The 18,560-nt window shown below is 56.3% G+C and carries 22 protein-coding genes and 1 pseudogene; 11 read left to right on the top strand and 12 right to left on the bottom strand.

Annotated features, from left to right (window positions below; all coding sequences use genetic code 11):
* Both B3Y70_RS04680 and B3Y70_RS04675 read left to right on the top strand, forming a co-directional pair.
* A pseudogene (locus B3Y70_RS04680) lies at positions 1-266 on the top strand (hypothetical protein); the annotation flags it as partial.
* Positions 187-705, top strand: a complete 519-nt coding sequence (locus B3Y70_RS04675) for a TolC family protein (protein WP_008169850.1) — start codon at positions 187-189, stop codon at positions 703-705. The pseudogene B3Y70_RS04680 and the gene B3Y70_RS04675, both read left to right, overlap by 80 nt.
* A gap of 247 nt (positions 706-952) precedes the next feature.
* Here B3Y70_RS04675 and merR read toward each other — a convergent pair whose 3' ends face one another.
* Positions 953-1,387 carry an Hg(II)-responsive transcriptional regulator gene (gene merR / locus B3Y70_RS04670; RefSeq protein WP_011783479.1) on the bottom strand — a complete coding sequence of 145 codons (435 nt, stop codon included), beginning with the start codon at positions 1,385-1,387 and terminating at the stop codon, positions 953-955.
* Positions 1,388-1,460: 73 nt separating this feature from the next.
* On the opposite strand from merR, the gene merT reads away from it, so the two are divergent.
* From merT to B3Y70_RS04645, 5 genes are all read left to right on the top strand, one after another.
* Entirely contained in the window at positions 1,461-1,817 is a 357-nt protein-coding gene (gene merT / locus B3Y70_RS04665; protein ID WP_011783480.1) for a mercuric ion transporter MerT, read from the top strand.
* Between the two features lie 15 nt (positions 1,818-1,832).
* Positions 1,833-2,135 carry a mercury resistance system periplasmic binding protein MerP gene (gene merP / locus B3Y70_RS04660; RefSeq protein ID WP_011783481.1) on the top strand — a complete coding sequence of 101 codons (303 nt, stop codon included), beginning with the start codon at positions 1,833-1,835 and terminating at the stop codon, positions 2,133-2,135.
* Positions 2,132-2,392 carry a mercury resistance system transport protein MerF gene (merF, locus tag B3Y70_RS04655; protein WP_014421551.1) on the top strand — a complete coding sequence of 87 codons (261 nt, stop codon included), beginning with the start codon at positions 2,132-2,134 and terminating at the stop codon, positions 2,390-2,392. The genes merP and merF overlap by 4 nt, the downstream gene beginning before the upstream one ends.
* Entirely contained in the window at positions 2,334-3,788 is a 1,455-nt protein-coding gene (gene merA / locus B3Y70_RS04650) for a mercury(II) reductase (protein WP_206769573.1), read from the top strand. Before merF ends, merA begins: the two co-directional genes overlap by 59 nt.
* A 357-nt stretch (positions 3,789-4,145) precedes the next feature.
* Positions 4,146-4,637, top strand: coding sequence for a hypothetical protein (locus tag B3Y70_RS04645; protein WP_286893464.1), 492 nt, complete (start codon positions 4,146-4,148; stop codon positions 4,635-4,637).
* Between the two features lie 16 nt (positions 4,638-4,653).
* On the opposite strand, the gene B3Y70_RS04640 is transcribed toward B3Y70_RS04645, so the two are convergent.
* A complete protein-coding gene (locus B3Y70_RS04640; protein ID WP_286715643.1) occupies positions 4,654-5,559 on the bottom strand; it encodes a DMT family transporter in 906 nt (301 codons plus the stop codon).
* A 123-nt stretch (positions 5,560-5,682) separates the two neighbouring features.
* Here B3Y70_RS04640 and B3Y70_RS04635 point away from each other — a divergent pair, with 123 nt between their 5' ends.
* Positions 5,683-6,612, top strand: coding sequence for a helix-turn-helix domain-containing protein (locus tag B3Y70_RS04635; RefSeq protein ID WP_286893462.1), 930 nt, complete (start codon positions 5,683-5,685; stop codon positions 6,610-6,612).
* 21 nt (positions 6,613-6,633) lie between these two features.
* Here B3Y70_RS04635 and mtgA read toward each other — a convergent pair whose 3' ends face one another.
* The 6 genes from mtgA to B3Y70_RS04605 form a co-directional block, all read right to left on the bottom strand.
* Positions 6,634-7,341 carry a monofunctional biosynthetic peptidoglycan transglycosylase gene (gene mtgA / locus B3Y70_RS04630; RefSeq protein ID WP_011786377.1) on the bottom strand — a complete coding sequence of 236 codons (708 nt, stop codon included), beginning with the start codon at positions 7,339-7,341 and terminating at the stop codon, positions 6,634-6,636.
* Between the two features lie 11 nt (positions 7,342-7,352).
* Positions 7,353-9,092: an N-acyl-D-amino-acid deacylase family protein gene (locus tag B3Y70_RS04625; protein WP_286893459.1), complete on the bottom strand. Its 1,740-nt coding sequence runs from the start codon at positions 9,090-9,092 to the stop codon at positions 7,353-7,355.
* 77 nt (positions 9,093-9,169) lie between these two features.
* Complete coding sequence (locus B3Y70_RS04620; RefSeq protein ID WP_286715648.1) at positions 9,170-10,477, bottom strand: MFS transporter; 1,308 nt, start codon at positions 10,475-10,477, stop codon at positions 9,170-9,172.
* A gap of 17 nt (positions 10,478-10,494) precedes the next feature.
* Positions 10,495-11,004 carry a hypothetical protein gene (locus tag B3Y70_RS04615; RefSeq protein WP_199452400.1) on the bottom strand — a complete coding sequence of 170 codons (510 nt, stop codon included), beginning with the start codon at positions 11,002-11,004 and terminating at the stop codon, positions 10,495-10,497.
* On the bottom strand, positions 11,004-11,333 hold the full coding sequence (locus B3Y70_RS04610; RefSeq protein ID WP_011786381.1) for a DUF883 family protein: 330 nt from the start codon (positions 11,331-11,333) through the stop codon (positions 11,004-11,006). Before B3Y70_RS04610 ends, B3Y70_RS04615 begins: the two co-directional genes overlap by 1 nt.
* A gap of 149 nt (positions 11,334-11,482) precedes the next feature.
* Positions 11,483-13,198, bottom strand: a complete 1,716-nt coding sequence (locus B3Y70_RS04605; RefSeq protein ID WP_286893457.1) for a sensor domain-containing diguanylate cyclase — start codon at positions 13,196-13,198, stop codon at positions 11,483-11,485.
* A gap of 196 nt (positions 13,199-13,394) precedes the next feature.
* Between B3Y70_RS04605 and B3Y70_RS04600 the strand changes: the two genes are divergently transcribed.
* On the top strand, positions 13,395-14,912 hold the full coding sequence (locus tag B3Y70_RS04600) for an ethanolamine ammonia-lyase subunit EutB (RefSeq protein ID WP_286893454.1): 1,518 nt from the start codon (positions 13,395-13,397) through the stop codon (positions 14,910-14,912).
* Positions 14,839-15,615, top strand: a complete 777-nt coding sequence (eutC, locus tag B3Y70_RS04595; protein WP_286893476.1) for an ethanolamine ammonia-lyase subunit EutC — start codon at positions 14,839-14,841, stop codon at positions 15,613-15,615. The genes B3Y70_RS04600 and eutC overlap by 74 nt, the downstream gene beginning before the upstream one ends.
* Before the next feature lie 6 nt (positions 15,616-15,621).
* Here eutC and B3Y70_RS04590 read toward each other — a convergent pair whose 3' ends face one another.
* From B3Y70_RS04590 to B3Y70_RS04575, 4 genes are all read right to left on the bottom strand, one after another.
* The gene (locus B3Y70_RS04590) at positions 15,622-16,008 is read right to left on the bottom strand and encodes a DUF2750 domain-containing protein (protein ID WP_041654930.1); all 387 of its coding nucleotides are present in this window, start codon (positions 16,006-16,008) and stop codon (positions 15,622-15,624) included.
* A 36-nt stretch (positions 16,009-16,044) separates the two neighbouring features.
* Entirely contained in the window at positions 16,045-16,683 is a 639-nt protein-coding gene (locus tag B3Y70_RS04585) for an SDR family oxidoreductase (protein WP_286893451.1), read from the bottom strand.
* Between the two features lie 68 nt (positions 16,684-16,751).
* Complete coding sequence (locus tag B3Y70_RS04580) at positions 16,752-17,084, bottom strand: ribbon-helix-helix domain-containing protein (protein ID WP_011786387.1); 333 nt, start codon at positions 17,082-17,084, stop codon at positions 16,752-16,754.
* A 54-nt stretch (positions 17,085-17,138) separates the two neighbouring features.
* Entirely contained in the window at positions 17,139-17,720 is a 582-nt protein-coding gene (locus tag B3Y70_RS04575) for a DJ-1/PfpI family protein (protein WP_014422317.1), read from the bottom strand.
* A gap of 159 nt (positions 17,721-17,879) precedes the next feature.
* Here B3Y70_RS04575 and B3Y70_RS04570 point away from each other — a divergent pair, with 159 nt between their 5' ends.
* Positions 17,880-18,548: a glutathione S-transferase family protein gene (locus tag B3Y70_RS04570; protein WP_114435461.1), complete on the top strand. Its 669-nt coding sequence runs from the start codon at positions 17,880-17,882 to the stop codon at positions 18,546-18,548.
* Positions 18,549-18,560 lie beyond the last annotated feature (12 nt).

Raw genomic sequence — 18,560 nt, 5'->3', positions numbered from 1 at the left:
CGTTTCTGCCGCGCAGACTCCTAGATGCCAGACTAGTAGAGCTGCAAGCGGAAAAGGCCGGGCTAGCCAGCGACCTGATTCCTCTGCTTGGGCGTCGTCCGACGGGGGCCAGTTTGCAACTGATGGCGCCATCTGAAACGCTTCTGTTCGCCGATGGACAGTTGGAACCAGATCATCCGCTGATTCGTGCAGCCGAGGCGAGGGAAGCCGAGGCGCGCGCGGCTGGATGTTGCCGAAGTCGATCGTCGACCTACGTTCACAGCTAATGCCGGCTATAACAGCCTGTGGGCTGACGAGAGAAAACGTTGGGTCGTCGGCATTGGCGTTCGGATCCCATTTAGTGGGCAGCGCCAGCACAGCGCCGTTCGAAAGGCGACTGCCGAAGCATCACAAAAACGATGGCTGGCCACTCAGGCCCAGCGGGAATGGCGGGCCTCGATAGCTAAACTGAGGGCAAGCGTTGAGGCCGGCCATGGTCGACTGAACATCCTCAACGAGCGACACTTGCCAAACCAGCGCGCGCACTGGGAAGCCAGTCTGAACGAGCTGGCCAGTGGCACTGGCAGACTGGAGGACGCGATAAATAGCGCAAGACAGCTTACTGGGGCCAAACTCCGTCGAGCTGGGGTGATCCGTGATCTATATGGTGCCTCGGCCGGGTACGAAGCCCTGATACCGGTGCGTACTATCAATGCGTTAAATTAAAGAGGTAATTCAATGGTCAAGTCTTCGGGCATTTTGGATAGCACCAGAAAGTTCCCTTCAAAATGCCCGAAGACTCGACCAAACCACTTGGACCAAAACTCATGAACCTTCCTGAAGGTTCGCTTTGCGACCAGAAGCACCTAAACAAAAGCGAACGTTCGCGCACCTCGGTTCGATAAATCTGCCTATCTTTTCGTAGTGTCCGCAGTGACGGGGTAGAGCCTCAAGAGGTCGATTGGTTCAGAAGCTAATCCCTTTGGCTTTTTGTTCCAATGTCTCCCTCATGTAGAGATGCAATGAGCGGGCACGCGATGCTGTCCGGCCGTGCGTGGCATTGACTGACCATGTCGCTCAGAGCCTTCTCAATTTTGACCAGCCTTTCGATCTTTTCACGCACATCCTTCAGCTTGTGCTCGGCGAGCGCACTGGCTTCCTGACAGTGAGTGCCATCTTCCAACCTTAAAAGGTCGCCGACCTCGTCGAGACTGAAACCCAGCTGCTGCGCCGTTTTAACAAATGTCAGCCGATCAATATCGGCGGAACCGTAGCGTCGAATACCACCTAGAGGTCGTTTGGGTTCCGACAACAGACCTCGCCGCTGGTAATAGCGGATCGTCTCGACATTTACATTGGCCGCCTTGGCCAAGCCGCCAATAGTCAGTGAACTGGCTTTAACCGACATACTGCTTGACTCCGTACTTGACTACGGAAGTAACCTTATCGCATCGAGTCCATGGGCAACAGGTGTCAGCGTCATGTCGAAATTCAAATCTAAATCCGGAGGTGCTTCTCTCGCTGTCGGGGGCATGGCTGGACTTCTCGCCTCGGCGTGCTGTCTCGGGCCATTGGTACTTATCACTCTGGGCGTTTCCGGTGCCTGGATCGGCAACCTGACAGCTTTGGAGCCCTATCGACCGCTGTTCATTGGCGCGGCCACCGTCGCCATGTTCTTTGCCTGGCGACGAATCTATCGCCCTGTAGAGCAATGCTCACCCGGTGAAACGTGTGCGATCCCTCAAGTCCGAAAGACCTATAAGGTGATCTTTTGGGTAGTTACGGCTCTGGTACTGGTCGCATTAGTGTTCCCTTACATTTTGCCTCTATTCTACTAAACGGAGATTTTTCTCATGCGTAAACAGTTTGTACTTGCCATGTTCCTCACTTTGCTCAGCATGTCCTCCTGGGCTGCGTCTCAAACAGTAACTCTCTCGGTGCCTGACATGACCTGTGCCGCGTGTCCGATCACCGTCAAGTTGGCCTTAAGTAAGGTGGAAGGGGTGTCGCAAGTTTCCGTGAGCTACCCTGATCGAGAAGCCGTCGTCACCTTTAACGATGCGCTCACTTCCATAGAGGCGCTCACCGAGGCCACGAGCGACGCTGGTTACCCCTCCACTCCCACGGCCTCAGAGGCGACTCCGGAGGGGCAATAAAGAATCCGAAGAACCTGCTCAGGGTCGGCATAGTAGGGACTATTCTGGTTGCACTATGCTGCTTCACACCGATTCTGGTCATTTTGATGGCCACCGTGGGACTGGCCGCCCTGACGGGCTATCTCGACTATGTGCTTCTTCCGGCACTGGCGGTATTCATCGGCCTGACGGTTTATGCGTTCTGGCGGAAAAAGCACTATGACGCCAGCTACGAGAGCAACTTCAAAGCTCCAAGGAGTTTCCCGAGTGAAAAATGACAACAAACTGCATATTGCGGTAATCGGCAGTGGTGGTGCCGCCATGGCGGCTGCCCTGAAGGCAACAGAGCGCGGTGCCCGCGTCACCCTGATTGAACGTGGGACTGTCGGCGGCACCTGCGTAAATGTTGGCTGCGTGCCCTCGAAGATTATGATTCGTGCAGCACATATCGCGCACCTGCGAAAAGAAAGCCCGTTTGACGCGGGCATCAGTGCTGAGGCTCCTCAGGTAGACCGAGCAAAACTGCTTCAGCAACAGCAGGCACGAGTGGAGGAGCTGCGTGACACCAAGTACGAAAAGATACTTCGAGAACACAAGGACATCACAGTCCTGAACGGTGAGGCCCGGTTTGTCGATACCAATAGCCTGGTAGTCACGCTGGCTGAGGGTGGTGAAAAACCGGTTCATTTTGATCGCGCCTTTATTGGAACCGGAGCCAGACCGGCAGAGCCGCCAATAACGGGGCTGGCAGACACTCCTTACCTGACATCAACCAGTGCCTTGGCGCTGGATACCGTTCCCAAACGGCTGATCGTGATTGGTGCCGGTTTCGTTTCCTTGGAATTGGCTCAGGCATTCGACAGACTCGGCAGCAAGGTTACCGTTTTAGCCCGGAGCCGTGTGTTGTCCAGCGAAGATCCTACGATCGGAGAGGCCATAGAGGCGGCTTTTAAACGGGAAGGGATTGAGGTGCTTCGCCAGACCACGCCCAGCAACGTGGACTATAGCGACAACGAGTTTATCGTCGAGACGCCTGCCGGCACCTTGCGAGCCGACCAACTACTGGTGGCGACCGGTCGAACGCCCAATACCGAGGCCCTGAACCTGGCGAGCATTGGCGTGGAAACTTCACGCGGCGCAATTCAGGTGGATGAGCATCTGCAAACCACGGTCACCGGAATATACGCTGCTGGTGACTGCACCAATCAACCGCAGTTTGTCTATGTCGCAGCTGCCGCAGGCAGCCGAGCCGCCGTCAACATGACGGGAGGCGAGGCCAAACTCGACCTCAGTGCCATGCCCGGGGTCATGTTCACCGATCCTCAAGTCGCCACCGTTGGCCTCACTGAAGCCGAAGCAGTTGCTCGGGGTTATAGCGTGGACACCAGGCTGCTCGACTTGGAAAACGTGCCGCGTGCGCTAGTAAACTTTGACACCCATGGATTTATTAAAATGGTAGCAGAGCGCAGCACAGGCCGTTTGCTCGGGGTGCAGGTTGTCGCAGCGGAAGGCGGTGAAATTATCCAAACGGCAGTGATGGCGTTACGAGCAGGTTTGACCGTTCAGGAAATCGGCGATGACTTGTTCCCTTATCTGACCATGGTTGAAGGACTCAAACTCTGTGCGCAAACGTTCACCAAGGATGTAAAGCAGTTGTCCTGCTGTGCCGGTTAATCGCTCCGGCTCTGGTCAACGCGAGCACTGTCCAAAATTTGAACGTTCGCTTTGCGACCGTAGCGTTTACTACGCCTTGAAAGCGCCGAGTTATGGTTTCAATAACCGCCTCCACAACCAGCGAAACAATGATCAAACAGCAAAGAGTTTTCCCACAGAATCTGTGGATAACTGTGTTGGCAACCCAAGGATAGCCGCTGTGAATGGCTCAACCACAAGGCCTGGCGATGAGCGGAGGTAAAATAATCAACTCGCCCTTTGCTTCAAGGTTACCGCGCTGTGTGCAACCTGTAATCGCAGCCTTTACGAAATATCCGTAGCCTGTCTCATCACATCCACAGGTCACGGTGAAAACGCATGCTCGACAGGTTGAGAAGTATTCCAGTACGCGGTTTGTTCGCCAGGCTGTTCTCCTGGTTGTTTTTCGGATTGGCCTTCGCTCTTGTGGCAGCAACCATCGTCGATGTTTTTGAGCTCCTGAACTCCGATGAGCCCTTGATGCAGGCCATGATTAATGGCGTTAACGGCAGCATAATCGCACTGGCCGTTTACGAACTGGCGATGGTGATCCGCTCGGAATACAGCGGCCGTTCAGAAACTCACGATATAGTGACTATGATGCGCCGCACCCTGCCCCGCTTCATCAGTACCGTTTGCGTGGCCATGTCGCTTGAAGGCCTGATCATGATCATCAAATACAGCCAGCTTGATTTGGCGGGGCATCTCGTTTATCCGGTTGCGATTATTGCGAGTACAGCATTGTTGTTGGCCGCACTAGGTGTGTTTTTAAAAATGGCCCCAAAAGAGATCGGTGCGAACGGGTGCGATGAGTCCTGCACGACAAAGTGAGCCCATAGCAACAGAGTCAGGTCCGTTGCTCGGGAACGCTGGTTGCGCTGACGCTCTGACGCTTGCCGGGACGAAACAACACATAGTTTCCCAATATGGCCAGCAGGGCGCCCAGCATAGCCGGCGTCGTCCACTCGAATCCCTCCAGCCAGGTGGAGACCGAAAGAGCGACAACCGGGAACAATACCGCGGCGTAGCCTGCATTGTCGGCGCCCAGCACCTGGATGACCGTAATGTAGCAGTAGAACGCCACAATAGAGCCGGGAACGGCAAGGAACACGGTCGCTCCCCAGAATACTGAGGTGGCAGGCAGCATCCACTCTACCCCCTGGATCAGGCACCACAATCCGAGAATAAGTGCTCCATAAACCATTGCCCAGGCATTGGCCGTAAACAACGGAACCCCTGCGGCCCTCACCTTCACGCTCACCAGGTTACCCATGGAAAACCAGAAGGTTCCAGCGACCGCAAACAGTATGCTCGCGCCAGTGGCATTGCCAAGTTGCAGGTCATGCCAGAACAGCAGCGCGACACCGGTCACACCAAGGGCCACGGCGGGGTAGAGCCTCGCTGTCGGTCTGGTTCGCAACCAGAGCCAACCGTTGAACGCGTTGAACAGTGCCGCCAGAGAAAACACGACCGCCAACAACCCACTGGTCATCGATTCGGCGGCCCGATAGATCAGGAGAAAATTCACGCTATATAGCGTCAGCCCTTGCAAAAAAAGCCAGCCATGCTGGCCAGGCGTCAACCTGCTCAGCCGCCGGGTAACGGCAAGAACCGCAAGTGCAACCACAGAAGCCATCACAAAGCGATAGAACACTGCCAAATCCACAGACGCAGATTCGACCTGCAGTCGAATCGCCGTCCAGGTCAGACCCCATATCAATACAGTCAGTCCATAATGGGCACTAATGGGCATGATTCAGAGGCTCCCAGTTAAATGGCAAGTTCGGGCGTCAGGTGGTCAGATTATGGAAACGAACGCGCGATAGCTTGTCAGATCCTGCGGAACCGTGGATGATTCTTGCGGAGGCCTTGCATTATGGACAACCCAACGACAACAAACCCGTCACCGCTGCAAGACAGACGGGGGCAGCTGGACATTGCCGACAGCCTTCGCACGGCGGGCGTTGCGCCGCAGAGAATGATGGACCTGGAGCATGGAAAAACCCTCGCCCAGTGGCAGAACCGTCAGGGGGAGGTTCGCTACGAGCGCCCTCGCCATCACGCCCTGAGCATCTACATTGACAAGGGCCAGCAAGCCCAGCGGATGGTCAACGGAAAGGCGGTAAGCCGCGGCTTTCCCGGCGCCGTGTGCCTGTTTCCTGCGGGCAGCCGCTCCATCTGGCAAATCGGCGGGCAATTCGAGTTTTTCCATTTCTATTTCAATGATGTCGATGTCGCTCGATGTGCCAGTCAAACCTGGGATTCCGACCCGGATAAGATTCAACTGAACGAGCGCTACCACCGTGAGGATCCGATCCTGGCCCAGGCAGGTAAACTCCTGGTGCTTAGCGACTGGCAGGCACCCGGCCAGGCAATGGCGATGGATCACCTGGCACAGTGGCTCCTGCTACAGGTGGTCAGCCGACACGCCAGCGTCACCAAAGCACCTCCCGCAGTTACCGGGCAACTGTCCCATCAGTACCGGCGACTGTTACAGGAGCAGATTCATGCGGAACTGGACCGGCCTCTCACACTGTCGGAAATGGCCGGCTGGGTGAATCTCAGCCCCTACCATTTCGCAAGACTGTTCCGGGCCACGTTTGGCTGCGCCCCCTACCAATATGTACAGGAACAACGGCTCATCCGGGCACGCGATCATCTGCGCCAATCAACCACCAAAATCACTGCCATCGCTCTCGCCTGCGGCTTCAACGACGCCAGCCAGTTCAGCCGGGCATTCAAAGCCCGGTTTGGTATGACACCATCCCAGTGCCGGAGCGAGGCCCACTCATCAAAGAGCCGGTGAACCTTCAACAACGGTTTGGCATTACCTGCCAGCGTTGATTTCGGCGAGATACCCCGCCCTCGATAACCGAGCCATCTGCCCCTCAATCCAGGCCACACGTTCCTGGACGTAAGGCGTGGGCGAAAGCACGCTCAACACGTTCGGGTTAGGAAGGACTGCAGCGAGATGTGCAGCCTGGAGTGGCGACAGCACGCCCGCCGGAATTCGATAGTAGGCGCGGCTGGCTGCCTGTACACCGTAGATGCCCGGTCCGAATTCTGCGATGTTCAGATAGACTTCAAGAATCCGCTGTTTAGGCCAGATCGCATCAATTGCCAGTGCCAGACCCGCCTCGATGGCTTTTCGGACAAAGCTTCGATCATTCCAGAGAAACAGATTCTTGGCCGTTTGCTGCGTGATAGTACTGGCACCTCGCAAGCCCTCTCCAGCCTGATATTCAGAGACCGCCTTATGAACAGCCTTGAAATCAACCCCGTGGTGCTCCGGGAATCGCTGGTCTTCACTGGCGATCACCGCCAGCGCCATCCATTCGGATACCTCAGATATTGGCACCCATTCGTGCTGCAAAGGCTCGCGGGCATCACCCATCTGATAACCCAGCATGAAGGCAGAAGTCGGTGGGTTCACGAACCTGAACAGCAGAATAATTGAAAACATCAGCACCAGTGCGGCTACAACTACCCAGAACATCAGCCGCAGTGACTTTCTAGCAAAAGAGGCCTTGGCCATAACCTGATTAATTACCTCGCCGGGATAAACTGTCCATAGCCCATTTCACGACCGAATGACGGCGAGAATTGCTCGTCGTCGACGGCCAGCCGTCCGTTGATCAGAACCGTTTTTACAATGCCGGGATTGCGATTGACCAAACGTTGCAGATCAAAGTTTTCCATCTCGCCCCAGTGCACCTGCTCGAGGTCCTGATTGAACCCCGCCGGATCAATAATCACAACATCGGCGCGGTCCCCTTCACGAATCTTGCCCGCATCCACACCGAACCAGTCGGCCTGGTCTCCCGTCAACCGATGTACGGCCTGCTCCATGGTCATGATGGGGTCTCCGTCATTGATAGACTCATGAACGAGCTTGAGCATGCGCAGAGGCAGGTTGTAGAACGCCATATTCCGAATATGGGCACCGGCATCACTGAAGGTAATCAGCGACCGGGGGTCTTTCACCAGGCGCTTGAGTACCCGTTTTCGATGGTTCCCGACGGTGGTGTACCAACGAATATTCCTGCCGAACTCCACCACCAGATCCAGGAACAGATCGACGACATGCACACCACGGGCCATGGCCACCTCTTCGAAATTCTTGCCGATCAGGGCTGCATCCGGGCAGTCGATAATCATGGCATCACCGAAATCCCTTTGCCACACCCGGGGGCTGAGCTTCTCACCATAGAACTTCCGGAATTGTCGACGGTACGACTCGTCTTTCAGGAGATCATTGCGTTCCACCGCATCTTTCAGGTCCAGCGCCATCTCACCGGCGCCAAACTCCTCGAAGAACACGACATCAATGCCATCGGCATACACGGTGAAGGGCGTCGGCAATACCTGCCAACGGAAGTCGCCCCGAAGCGCATTTGTCACCCGCGAGGTCAGTTTGGTCAGATTGGTCAGGTAAGCGCTGCCTTTGAGATCCATCTGACTGATCAGTGTTGTCTTGAGCGGTTGGCGCAACCACCCCAGACATTCACGCACGTACTGTAGGATCTGTAATGGCGTGGCCGCATTGGGCGCCCCCTGGTGCACGCGGTTGTAGGCCCGCACCAGTTTATTCAGGCGCGCAATCTCGCTCCAGCGCGCGTAGGTGCTGGGCAGGCTTTTGGACCACTCACGGTCGCCATCCACCTTGTCCCACTTCAGACACATGGTCGAAAGTCCCAGGAAGCCCTCATCCAATGCTTCCTTCAACAAGCGTTCCATGGTTTTCAACTCTTCCTCGGTAGGCTGTGTTGAGAGATCCGTTGCCCGACTGAGCCCCATCACCCCCACCCGCAAATCACTGTGCCCGAGAAAGCTGATAATGTTTGGGCCCAGAGGAACCTGACGAAGATGCTCCACCCATTGACGCGGCGTCGACCAGGTCTTGTGAGCTTTCAGAATTGGCAACACCCGCTCCCTGGGTACAGTCTCGACCCGCGTAAAGATATCCGAGGCATCCTCGTAGTCGCTGCACACCATGCTCAAGGAGCAGCTCCCCACCAGCACGGTTGTCACGCCGTGGCGCACAGATTCCGAGAGGCTTGGGCTTACCAGCAGCTCGGCATCGTAATGCGTGTGGGTATCGAGAAAACCTGGCATCACCCAAAGCCCGGAGGCATCGATCACGCGCTCGGCATCGTCATCAGCAATCGGATCGGCCGTCACACGGACAACCCGGCCATCCTTGATAGCAAGGTTGCGGGTAAACGAGAGTGCCCCGGTGCCGTCGAAATAGCGGCCGCCCTTGATGATGAAGTCATATCTGGCCATGGCAAAACGCCCCTCAGGATCTTGTTGTTGTGGGATGGCTATGAATCAGAATAGCCGAAGCTGGGGCAGATACCGTGTCAGTCCTCCGCTTTTCGGGCCTCAGTCGCAGGCACTTTCAGCATCAGCACAAACCCGATCAGCAGGAACAGCAAGATCGTACTCATGCCCCAACGCTGGCTGTCGGTAACCGACGTCACCCAACCCACCAGCAACGGGCCGGCAAACGCGGTTGCCTTCCCGGAAAAAGCGAACAGGCCGAACATCTGAGTCTGCAGATGCGGCGGGGCCACACGGGCCAGATGAGAACGGCTGGCCGATTGCAGCGGCCCCACGAAAATGCCCAGAATCATGCCCCATATCCAGAACGCGGTGGCCCCATCCACCACCAGAATTGCGAACGCACTGCAGCCCAGGCCCACCAGCGACAGCAGGATGGTATTGCGACCACCCAGGGCATCGTCAATCCAGGCAAAGCCCAGCGCGCCCAGCCCGGCAGTGACGTTCAGGGCAATGGCGAACTGCAGCACTTCCGTGGGACTCATGTTGAACGTGCCGGCAGCGTAGACGCCACCGAAGGTAAAAATCGTCGCCAGGCCATCGGTGTACAGCATCCTCGCAACCAGAAACCGCACGATGTCCCGGTATTGCCGCACATGAGCAATGGATTCTTTCAACTGGACCAGTCCAGCCCGCGTCGCAGCCCCCAGACTCAAACCGGTTGATGGCCGATCCGGGATAAAAAAGAAGGCCGGCAACGCAAACACCAGATACCACACCGCCACCAGAACAAAGGTTGCCCGCACATGCTCTGCGGCGTCTCGATCAAGGTTAAAAAACGTACCGTCCGCTTCAATAAAGCCATAGAGAGCCACCACCAGACTGGCGATACCGCCCACATATCCCAGCCCCCAGGCCCAGCCAGACCAACGCCCTGTTCGCTCCGGCCGAGCCAGATCCGGCAACATCGAGTTATAGAAGATGAAAGCGAACTCAGCCCCGAGTGTACCCAACCCCACCCACAGAGCGGCCGTCCAGAACTGACTCTGATCCGGCGTCACCGTCCACAACATGGCCGACGAAACCACACACAGGAGTGTAAAACTGATCAACCAGGGTTTGCGCCGGCCTGACTGATCGGCAATAGCACCGAGAATTGGAGCAAGTATGGCAATCACCACCCCAGCTATACCAACGATGTTGCCCCATGCCCGCGTGCCCGCCACTTCATCCTGAATCACCGAGACGCTGAAGTACTGGGCGAAGACAAACGTAAGAATGATCGTAAAGAAGGCACTGTTTGCCCAGTCGTAGAGCGCCCAAGACCAGAGTGCGCGTTTATTCTCAGGCGCACCAGGTAGGCTGGACTGTAATGGTGATGGTGGCATGTCTTGCTCTTGGTCTGTTACTGCGTTGTTTCCGACGGGCTATCGGAAGGTTGTGAGCCAGGCATATGCTCAGGCTTGGAAGCACGTTCAGCTTCGGCTTCCTTCATCAAAACCATACCGCCCTGAAGCAACAGAGACTTCAACCGGGGATCTCCCTGTTCGGCGATGCCCAGCACAAAAGCAATAGACGCCGATTCCAGAGGGTTCTTTCGAATCAGGTTCCTTAAAGATTCTACCGGCGATGACATGCCTGAACTTTCGCCGGAATCGGCCTGTCCGTGAGACCTGGCCGGCCGTGTCATACGATAGAAAAAAAGCACTAACAGGAAAATGCAGAAAAAGCCCGTCACGGCCATAGCACCGGCTTCACCCAGCACAGGAGCCAGGGCCAGCGTGGCGGCGTTGACGAGCATGTAAAAACCGGTAATGAGCAGGGCCACCAGCAAAACCAGCGCCAGCAGTAAACCCAGAACTGCCGCGACTACCTTGCGCAGCGCGCCCTGCAACCAGGCCGAGTCAGGCATCATCAGCGATCCAACAAGCGACCCACCAACAACCCGGCCAGAAACATAAGAACAATACTGAGGAATGGACGCTCCTCAATTTTGTGTTCCACGTTTTCCACCGCTTTGCCGCTGACATCCTTTGCGCGATCAAGGGCTTCATCGCCCCGCCGCTTTACCTGGTCAAACGCTTCCCGGCTTTCGCGGCGTATCTCGTCTCGGAGATGACTGATGTTGTTCTTCTGGCCTTCAGCGACGCTTCTGGTCAGCTTGGCCATATCTTCCTGAAGACGGCGCAGATCCTCACGTACCTGTTCGTACTCATTTTGTTGACCGGATTTCGCTTCCATCATCTTGCCTCCTTATCAGTATGATTACTGCTATTTCGGCTATGGCTGCGTGTATCCAAAAGCAACCACGGTCACTCCAACTCTAGCACAGGGTTCAAACAACGTGATTAGCGCTTCTTAATGTGCGGGACGCCATTGGAGGATCTCCACCCTCAGGTGGGTAGGGCCTTGCCTGCCGGACCATCATAGCCACAAACCCGGTTGCGGCCCCCGGCCTTGGCCTCATACAGTGAACGGTCGGCCCGTTTGACCGCCCCCTCCACAGATTCCAGAAGGGGGTTTACCTCAGCCACACCGACACTTACTGTGACTTGAACCACCAACCCATCGCCTCCATCAATGATCATGGCTTCGACAGCGTTCCTGATACGTTCAGCACAGCCAAACGCCTCTGCCAGATCCGCACCCGGCAGGAGAATGACGAATTCCTCGCCACCGAAGCGCGCGACCAGATCCCTGTCCCGGCTGAACTGACGAAATACGGAGGCAACTTCTACCAGAACCAGGTCGCCCACATTGTGGCCATGGGTGTCATTGACCGCTTTGAAATGATCGATATCAATGGCAATAACCGACAACGGCTCACCCGAGGTCCGGGCCTGTTCCAGCACGTACTCTCCCTCTGCCATGAAATACCGGCGATTGAAGAGCCGTGTCAGAGGGTCCGTCGAGGCCTGGCGTTTCAGCTCATCCTGCTTTGACCGGATATCCTCCAACACCTTGATCCTGTAAGAAATAATGAAAGCCAGGGTGAGCGCTTCCAGAACTATACCAATACCGACTCCATGACTATTGATATAGTTCGGTTGAACCAGACCTTTGTAGTACAGAACGGCAAACCCGTTGAACACCACAAAAAAGGTGTGACCAACAAGGAAGAATTTGACCAGAGGGTGCCCCTTCCTGAACAGCGAAATGCTCACGGAGAAGGTCACTACCATCATCAGGGCGGCAAGACTGCTGGCAGGCTTCAGGGCCGTCGCGATATCAAACAGGCCGTAAACAAACGTCACCACCAGCAATGCCAGCATACCTTGAAGCACGCGATGTTCGGTTCGGAAATACTCATGTGTTTCGAAAATGGCCATCATGAACAACAGCAGGAAAATCGGCATGGTTATCAACGAGAGATTCAGGACAAACACTGCGTCGCCGTAAGCGTTGAACGCCTTCGCCACCAAACCGTAAGACAGCGCGATCCAGACCAGGCCTGAAATCAGATAGAGTGAGTAGTAAATGTTTTCCTTCTTGCTGGTGGCGAAATACAAAAGGCCGTTATAGAAGACCAGCGCCAGCATCATCCCCACCATAAGGGCAATATCGAGGTGCCCCCCGGCCAGCGCCCGCCGGGAATTCTCGTCATCGTATACCTTCAACGAGAACCACTGGTGTGAGTATGCGTGACTGCGCACATACACAACCGTCGTTTTCCCGGCTTGCAGTTCGAACGGGTACACCAGTGTTCCCCGATACATGGCAGGGTGGGCGTCAGCCTCATTGAGGTTAACGGAAAGTCGATTGACGACGCGTGAGGAGCGCTCTTCAACAATATCGATTGAACGAACGTGATAAGCCTTGGGAAGGTGCAGAAACAGCGAACGGTCATCAGAACCTGAGTTGTGTAATGAAACCCGATACCAGGTCACCGCCGCCCGGGTACCGAGGGTGGTGGTGCTCATGGTCTGGTCGAAAGACTCAAGCCGAACGGTTTCGTAGTCTTTCGTTTGCGATCCATCAATGAAGTATTCGATGGGAAAGTCTGTCAGCGCCACACCTTGCTCTCCCGGCGCAACCGATTCCAGAGCAAGGGCGGGGAGAGAAACAAGCGACAGCATCAACACAACGAGCAGCAAACGGCCAAGCGCCATTGAGGGTTTCCTTACACCTGCAGGGGTTCCAAGTCTAGCACCTGTCGCAATTCAAGGCAGTAGAACCTTAGACCGAGTCAGTTGCCCAATCGGTTGGCAAATTGAGAGACAGCATCCGCTTCAAGAAACTACAGTGTAGTTAAAGGAATTTGATGCGGGCATGCCAGAGTCGCCCCCGGGATTAAAGGAGAAGACCATGAGTGGCCAGTACACGTACCGTATGGGATTTCAGACCATGGATTTCAGGGACCTGGGGACCTTGATGGCAAAGGCAACGCCAGAGCGCTCAGGCGATCATCTCGCCGGCGTTGGCGCAGCGTCGGCTGAAGAGCGGGTACTGGCACAAATGTGTCTGGCCGACCTGCCACTCAAGACATTTCTGACCGACGCCCTGATTCCCTATGAAACGGATGAGGTAACCCGCCTGATCATGGACTCTCATGACGCCGCCGCCTTCGCCCCCGTTTCTCACCTGACGGTTGGCGATTTCCGGAACTGGCTTCTGAGCGATAACGCCTCGCCGGAGGTGCTGGCACGACTGCGTCCCGGTCTGACGCCGGAAATGGTGGCGGCGGTCAGCAAGCTCATGCGCAACCAGGATCTGATCCTGGTTGCGCAGAAATGCCAGATAACCACGGCATTCCGAAACACCGTCGGGTTGCCGGGGCGCCTTTCCACCCGGCTGCAACCGAACCACCCTACAGATGACATGGCAGGCATCGCCGCCAGCATTCTTGATGGCCTGCTTTATGGCAATGGCGACGCCGTCATCGGCATTAATCCAGCGACCGATAACGTGGCTCAAACCAAGCGGCTACTGACCATGGTCGACGAAGTAATCCAGCGCTACGACATTCCAACTCAGTCTTGCGTGCTTACGCACGTGACCAACACCCTCGAAGCCATCGAACAGGGGGCGCCCGTAGATCTGGTTTTTCAGTCTATAGGCGGCACCGAAGCCACCAACCAGAGTTTCGGATTCAGCCTCGCCACCCTGAAAGAGGCCCAGGAAGCCGCTCTGAGCCTGAAACGCGGGTCCGTCGGCCAAAACGTAATGTACTTTGAAACCGGTCAGGGTAGCGCCCTCTCCGCCAATGCTCACCACGGCCTTGACCAGCAAACCTGCGAGGCCAGGGCCTACGCGGTCGCCCGCCATTTTGACCCGCTGCTGGTGAATACGGTGGTCGGCTTTATCGGCCCGGAATATCTCTATGATGGCAAGCAGATCACCCGGGCAGGCCTGGAGGATCATTTCTGCGGAAAGCTGCTCGGGCTGCCGATGGGTTGCGACATCTGCTACACCAACCACGCCGAAGCCGACCAGAATGATATGGATATCCTGCTGACGCTGCTCGGAGTCGCCGGGTGCACATTCATCATGGGCATTCCAGGGTCAGATGACATCATGCTCAATTACCAGACCACGTCATTCCACGACGCCCTTTACGCCCGCCGTGTGCTCAACCTGAAACCGGCACCGGAGTTCGAGCAATGGTTGCACGCCATGCAGATTTTCGAGGATTCGGATCGGGTGTCGCTGAATAACGACATACCAGCGGCCTTCCGCCACAGCCTCTCCGGCCCGCGAAGGAGAGCCCAACTCAAAGTTCCCGACCGTCGTTCACAACCCCTGGCGAGGTCTGCGCCAGTACACCCCAGCCCGCATCGGCCTTGGCAGGGCGGGCGTCAGCCTCCCCACAGCGGAGCTTCTTGAGTTTCAGTTGGCCCATGCCCGAGCCAGGGATGCCGTGCACCATCCACTGGATATTGAGCAGTTGATCATCGAATTCCAGCAGATACCCGAGATGTCGGCCCTGGGCCCACCGATTCAACTTCAGAGCCAGGCACCAGACCGGGCCTGCTACCTGCAAAGGCCGGATCTGGGGCGTGTTCTGAGCGAATCATCCAGCAGCCGTCTACAATCGTCGAAAACAGGCTCTGCTGAGCCCCCTGATCTGGCCATCGTGATCGCCGACGGACTGTCAGCCAGAGCCGTGCAGCAAAACGCCCCGGCGTTCATGCGCAGCTTCCTCCGGAAACTGGCCCATGACGGCTCTGAGTGGCGGGTTGCAGCACCCCTGCTGGTAGAACAGGGGCGCGTAGCGATTGGCGACCACATAGGCCAGGTGCTCGGGACACAACAAGTGGTGGTACTGATCGGCGAGCGACCGGGGCTCAGCTCACCCGACAGCCTCGGCGTCTACCTTACTCATCATCCCGAGCCGGGGCTGCCAGACGCCCGCCGCAACTGCGTATCCAACATCCGCCCTGCCGGACTGGGGGTGGAACAGGCGAGCGAGAAAGTGATCTACCTTCTTAAGGAAGCCAGGCGACTGGGCACCTCAGGGGTCGCCCTGAAGGATCGAAGCGAAGAAGTGGAACTGACCGTATCAGAGAGGGGGAATTTTCTGGTGTAGCCGGGATCAGAAAGATCCCGACAACACGTCCTGAAGATCCTGCTTCAGCTCTTCCGGCTGCGTTATCCATAGCTCACTGTCGGCGCCCGGAAAAACACCCACCTCAAGCCCGTCACGGCTTAACCCGGGCACCCACTTTTTGAAGAAGTCCGGCAATGAAATCGCTTTGGGGCTCAGGTCACCCGAAGGCCCTGCATAATCTGCTGCAAAGTCCTCAGCGGGCCACACCGGGAGATACCCGACGCCATCTTCCTCCGAGACAATTTTGAGAAACTGGTTATCGCCATTGACCAGTATCCAGAGCTCGCGCTCTTCCACCACAGCATCCAGAAAATAGTCGTAGCGTTCTTCGCCATCCATTTCCAGAATCGAGGCTAACGGGTTATCGCTCATTGCGGCTCTCTTGTTGATCATGCCGGCGGATGCGGCTTACAGGTTCGCCAGCGCATCACGCACCGGCACATCTCCAGACACTACATCAAAAACGCAATTGCCGGTATTGTCAGAATCCAGCACAGCCGACAGAACCCGGGCAACGTCCTGGCGAGGAATCTCTCCGAACGCGTCCAGTCGCTCGCTGACCGACACCTTACCGTTGCCATCGTCATTGGTAAGTCGGCCAGGGCGCACAATGGTGTAATTCAGACCACTGCTTTTCAGGTGTTCATCGGCATTACGCTTGGCACGCAGGTAATGCTGAAGCTTTTCAGGGCCTTTTTCGGGCTCTTCAGCTCGCATACTGCTGACCATGATGAAACGTTTGATGCCCATGGCCTTGGCGGTATCCACGAGTCGAATCGCGCCATCCTGATCCACATCTACCGTCTTGTCCGGACCAGTATGGGGGCCGGACCCGGCCGTAAAGATAACGGCGTCACAGCCCCGCATCGCTTCGCTGCAATCCTGCTCCAGGTCGCCAATCACCGTTTCCGTGGCACCAAGCTGCTGCAACTCCGGCCCCTGGTCTGCGTGGCGAACCAGTGCTCGTGCCTCATGCCTGCTATCCGCGATTCCCTGTAATAGAAAACGCCCGATCTGCCCGTTGGCTCCGGCAATGAATACATGCATGGGGTGCCTCCCCTGTCAGTTGTGTGAAATGAACCTACCCTACTAGCTGCGCCCGGACGGCGGATAATTCAAGGGACCGACGCGACCCGGGACTGGGCCTTACCCGATGAATGAGCCGTTATCAGGGGAACGGGACGGGCTTCGCGCTGCGCCAGATAGCGTGTGCAGCTTACACGGAGAAAGGAGGCGAAGTTCTCTACTTCACCTCTCAGTTCCATCACCTCTTCGTGGAGTTTGGTGATAAGCTGATTGGTGGTCATGCCGTCCACTTCGGCAATCTCCCGGAGAATATCCCAGAACTGGTTCTCAAGCCGAAGCGTTGTGACCACCCCCCGGATACGGAGAGAACGGGACCGACTTTCAAACAGGATCGGGTCGGCTTTCACATAGAGTTCACACATGGAGTCGGTCTCCTGTGATAACGGCAGCCTCCAGCGGAGGCTGCCGGGTTAAGACTAGATCGAGATCTCAGCACCAAGCAGTTTAGCAAACGCTGACAGCCATGCCGGATGGGCAGGCCAGGCCGGAGCCGTCACCAGGTTGCCCTGAACGTGAGCCTGATCGACCGGAATGTCCATGTAACGACCACCCGCCATTTTCACATCGGGCCCACAGGCAGGATAGGCACTGCACTCGCGCCCCTCCAGCACTCCGGCGGCGGCCAGGATCTGGGCGCCATGACAAACCGACGCAATGGGTTTGCCCGCGTTGTTGAACGCCTGCACGATCTCAATCACCCGCTCATTCAGGCGCAGGTACTCCGGGCCCCGACCACCGGGAATCACCAGCCCAGCATAGTCATCAACCTGAACCTTATCGAAATCGTAATTGAGCGCGAAGTTATGACCCGGCTTTTCGGTGTAAGTCTGGTCACCTTCGAAATCATGGATGGCGGTTTTCACGCTGTCGCCGGATTTCTTTTCCGGGCAAACCGCGTGTACTTCGTAGCCCAGCATGGTCAGTGCCTGGAACGGCACCATGGTCTCGTAGTCTTCGGTGAAATCGCCGGCCAGCAGCAACAGTTTTTTATTCGACATGTTCATTCCTCCCTGTTTGATCAACAATGCATATCCATCATGCGCCACTTTCAACAGGGATAGGTAACAGCGGAATACTACATTTCGAGTGAACCAATCAGCCTTTTTCAGCCTACTGTACTACCCTGACCACTTATAAAACGGGAACGGAGCTTCCGAATGATCACAGTTCACCACCTCAATAATTCACGTTCACAACGCATTCTCTGGATGCTGGAAGAACTGGGCGTACCCTACGAGATCCAGCGCTATGAGCGCGACCCTGAAACCATGCTGGCTCCAGCCAGTCTCAAGAAGGTGCACCCGCTCGGAAAGTCGCCGGTCATCACCGACGGAAATCTGGTGGTTGCCGAATCCGGTGCCATCATCGAATATCTGGCGCACACCTATGGTAAAGACACCATGCTGCCCGAAGCCGGAGGCCAACAGTGGCTGGATTACACCTACTGGATGCACTATGCCGAGGGTTCACTGATGCCACCGCTGGTCATGCGCCTGGTGTTTGAAAAGGTGAAGACCAGCCCAATGCCGTTCTTTATCAAGCCGATCGCCAAAGGAATTTCGGACAAAACCAACCAGATTTTTATCGGCCCGATGATCAAGACCCACCTGGACTTCGTGGAGTCACAACTGGCCAAAAACACCTGGTTTCTTGGGGAACAGCTGAGTGCGGCGGATATTCAGATGAGCTTTCCTCTGGAGGCGTCCGTCGCCAGGGGCATCGTTGGTAACGACAGGCCAAACATCAAGGCATGGGTAGCGCGGGTGCATGCGCGCCCCGCGTACCAGAGAGCACTGGAGAAAGGTGGAGACTACGACTTCGCCTGACCAGGCCGCGGT

Origin of the sequence: Marinobacter sp. UBA5687 (assembly GCF_002420325.1) — a bacterium.
GTDB lineage: Bacteria > Pseudomonadota > Gammaproteobacteria > Pseudomonadales > Oleiphilaceae > Marinobacter > Marinobacter nauticus.
This window is presented reverse-complemented; position numbering and strand designations above follow the sequence as displayed.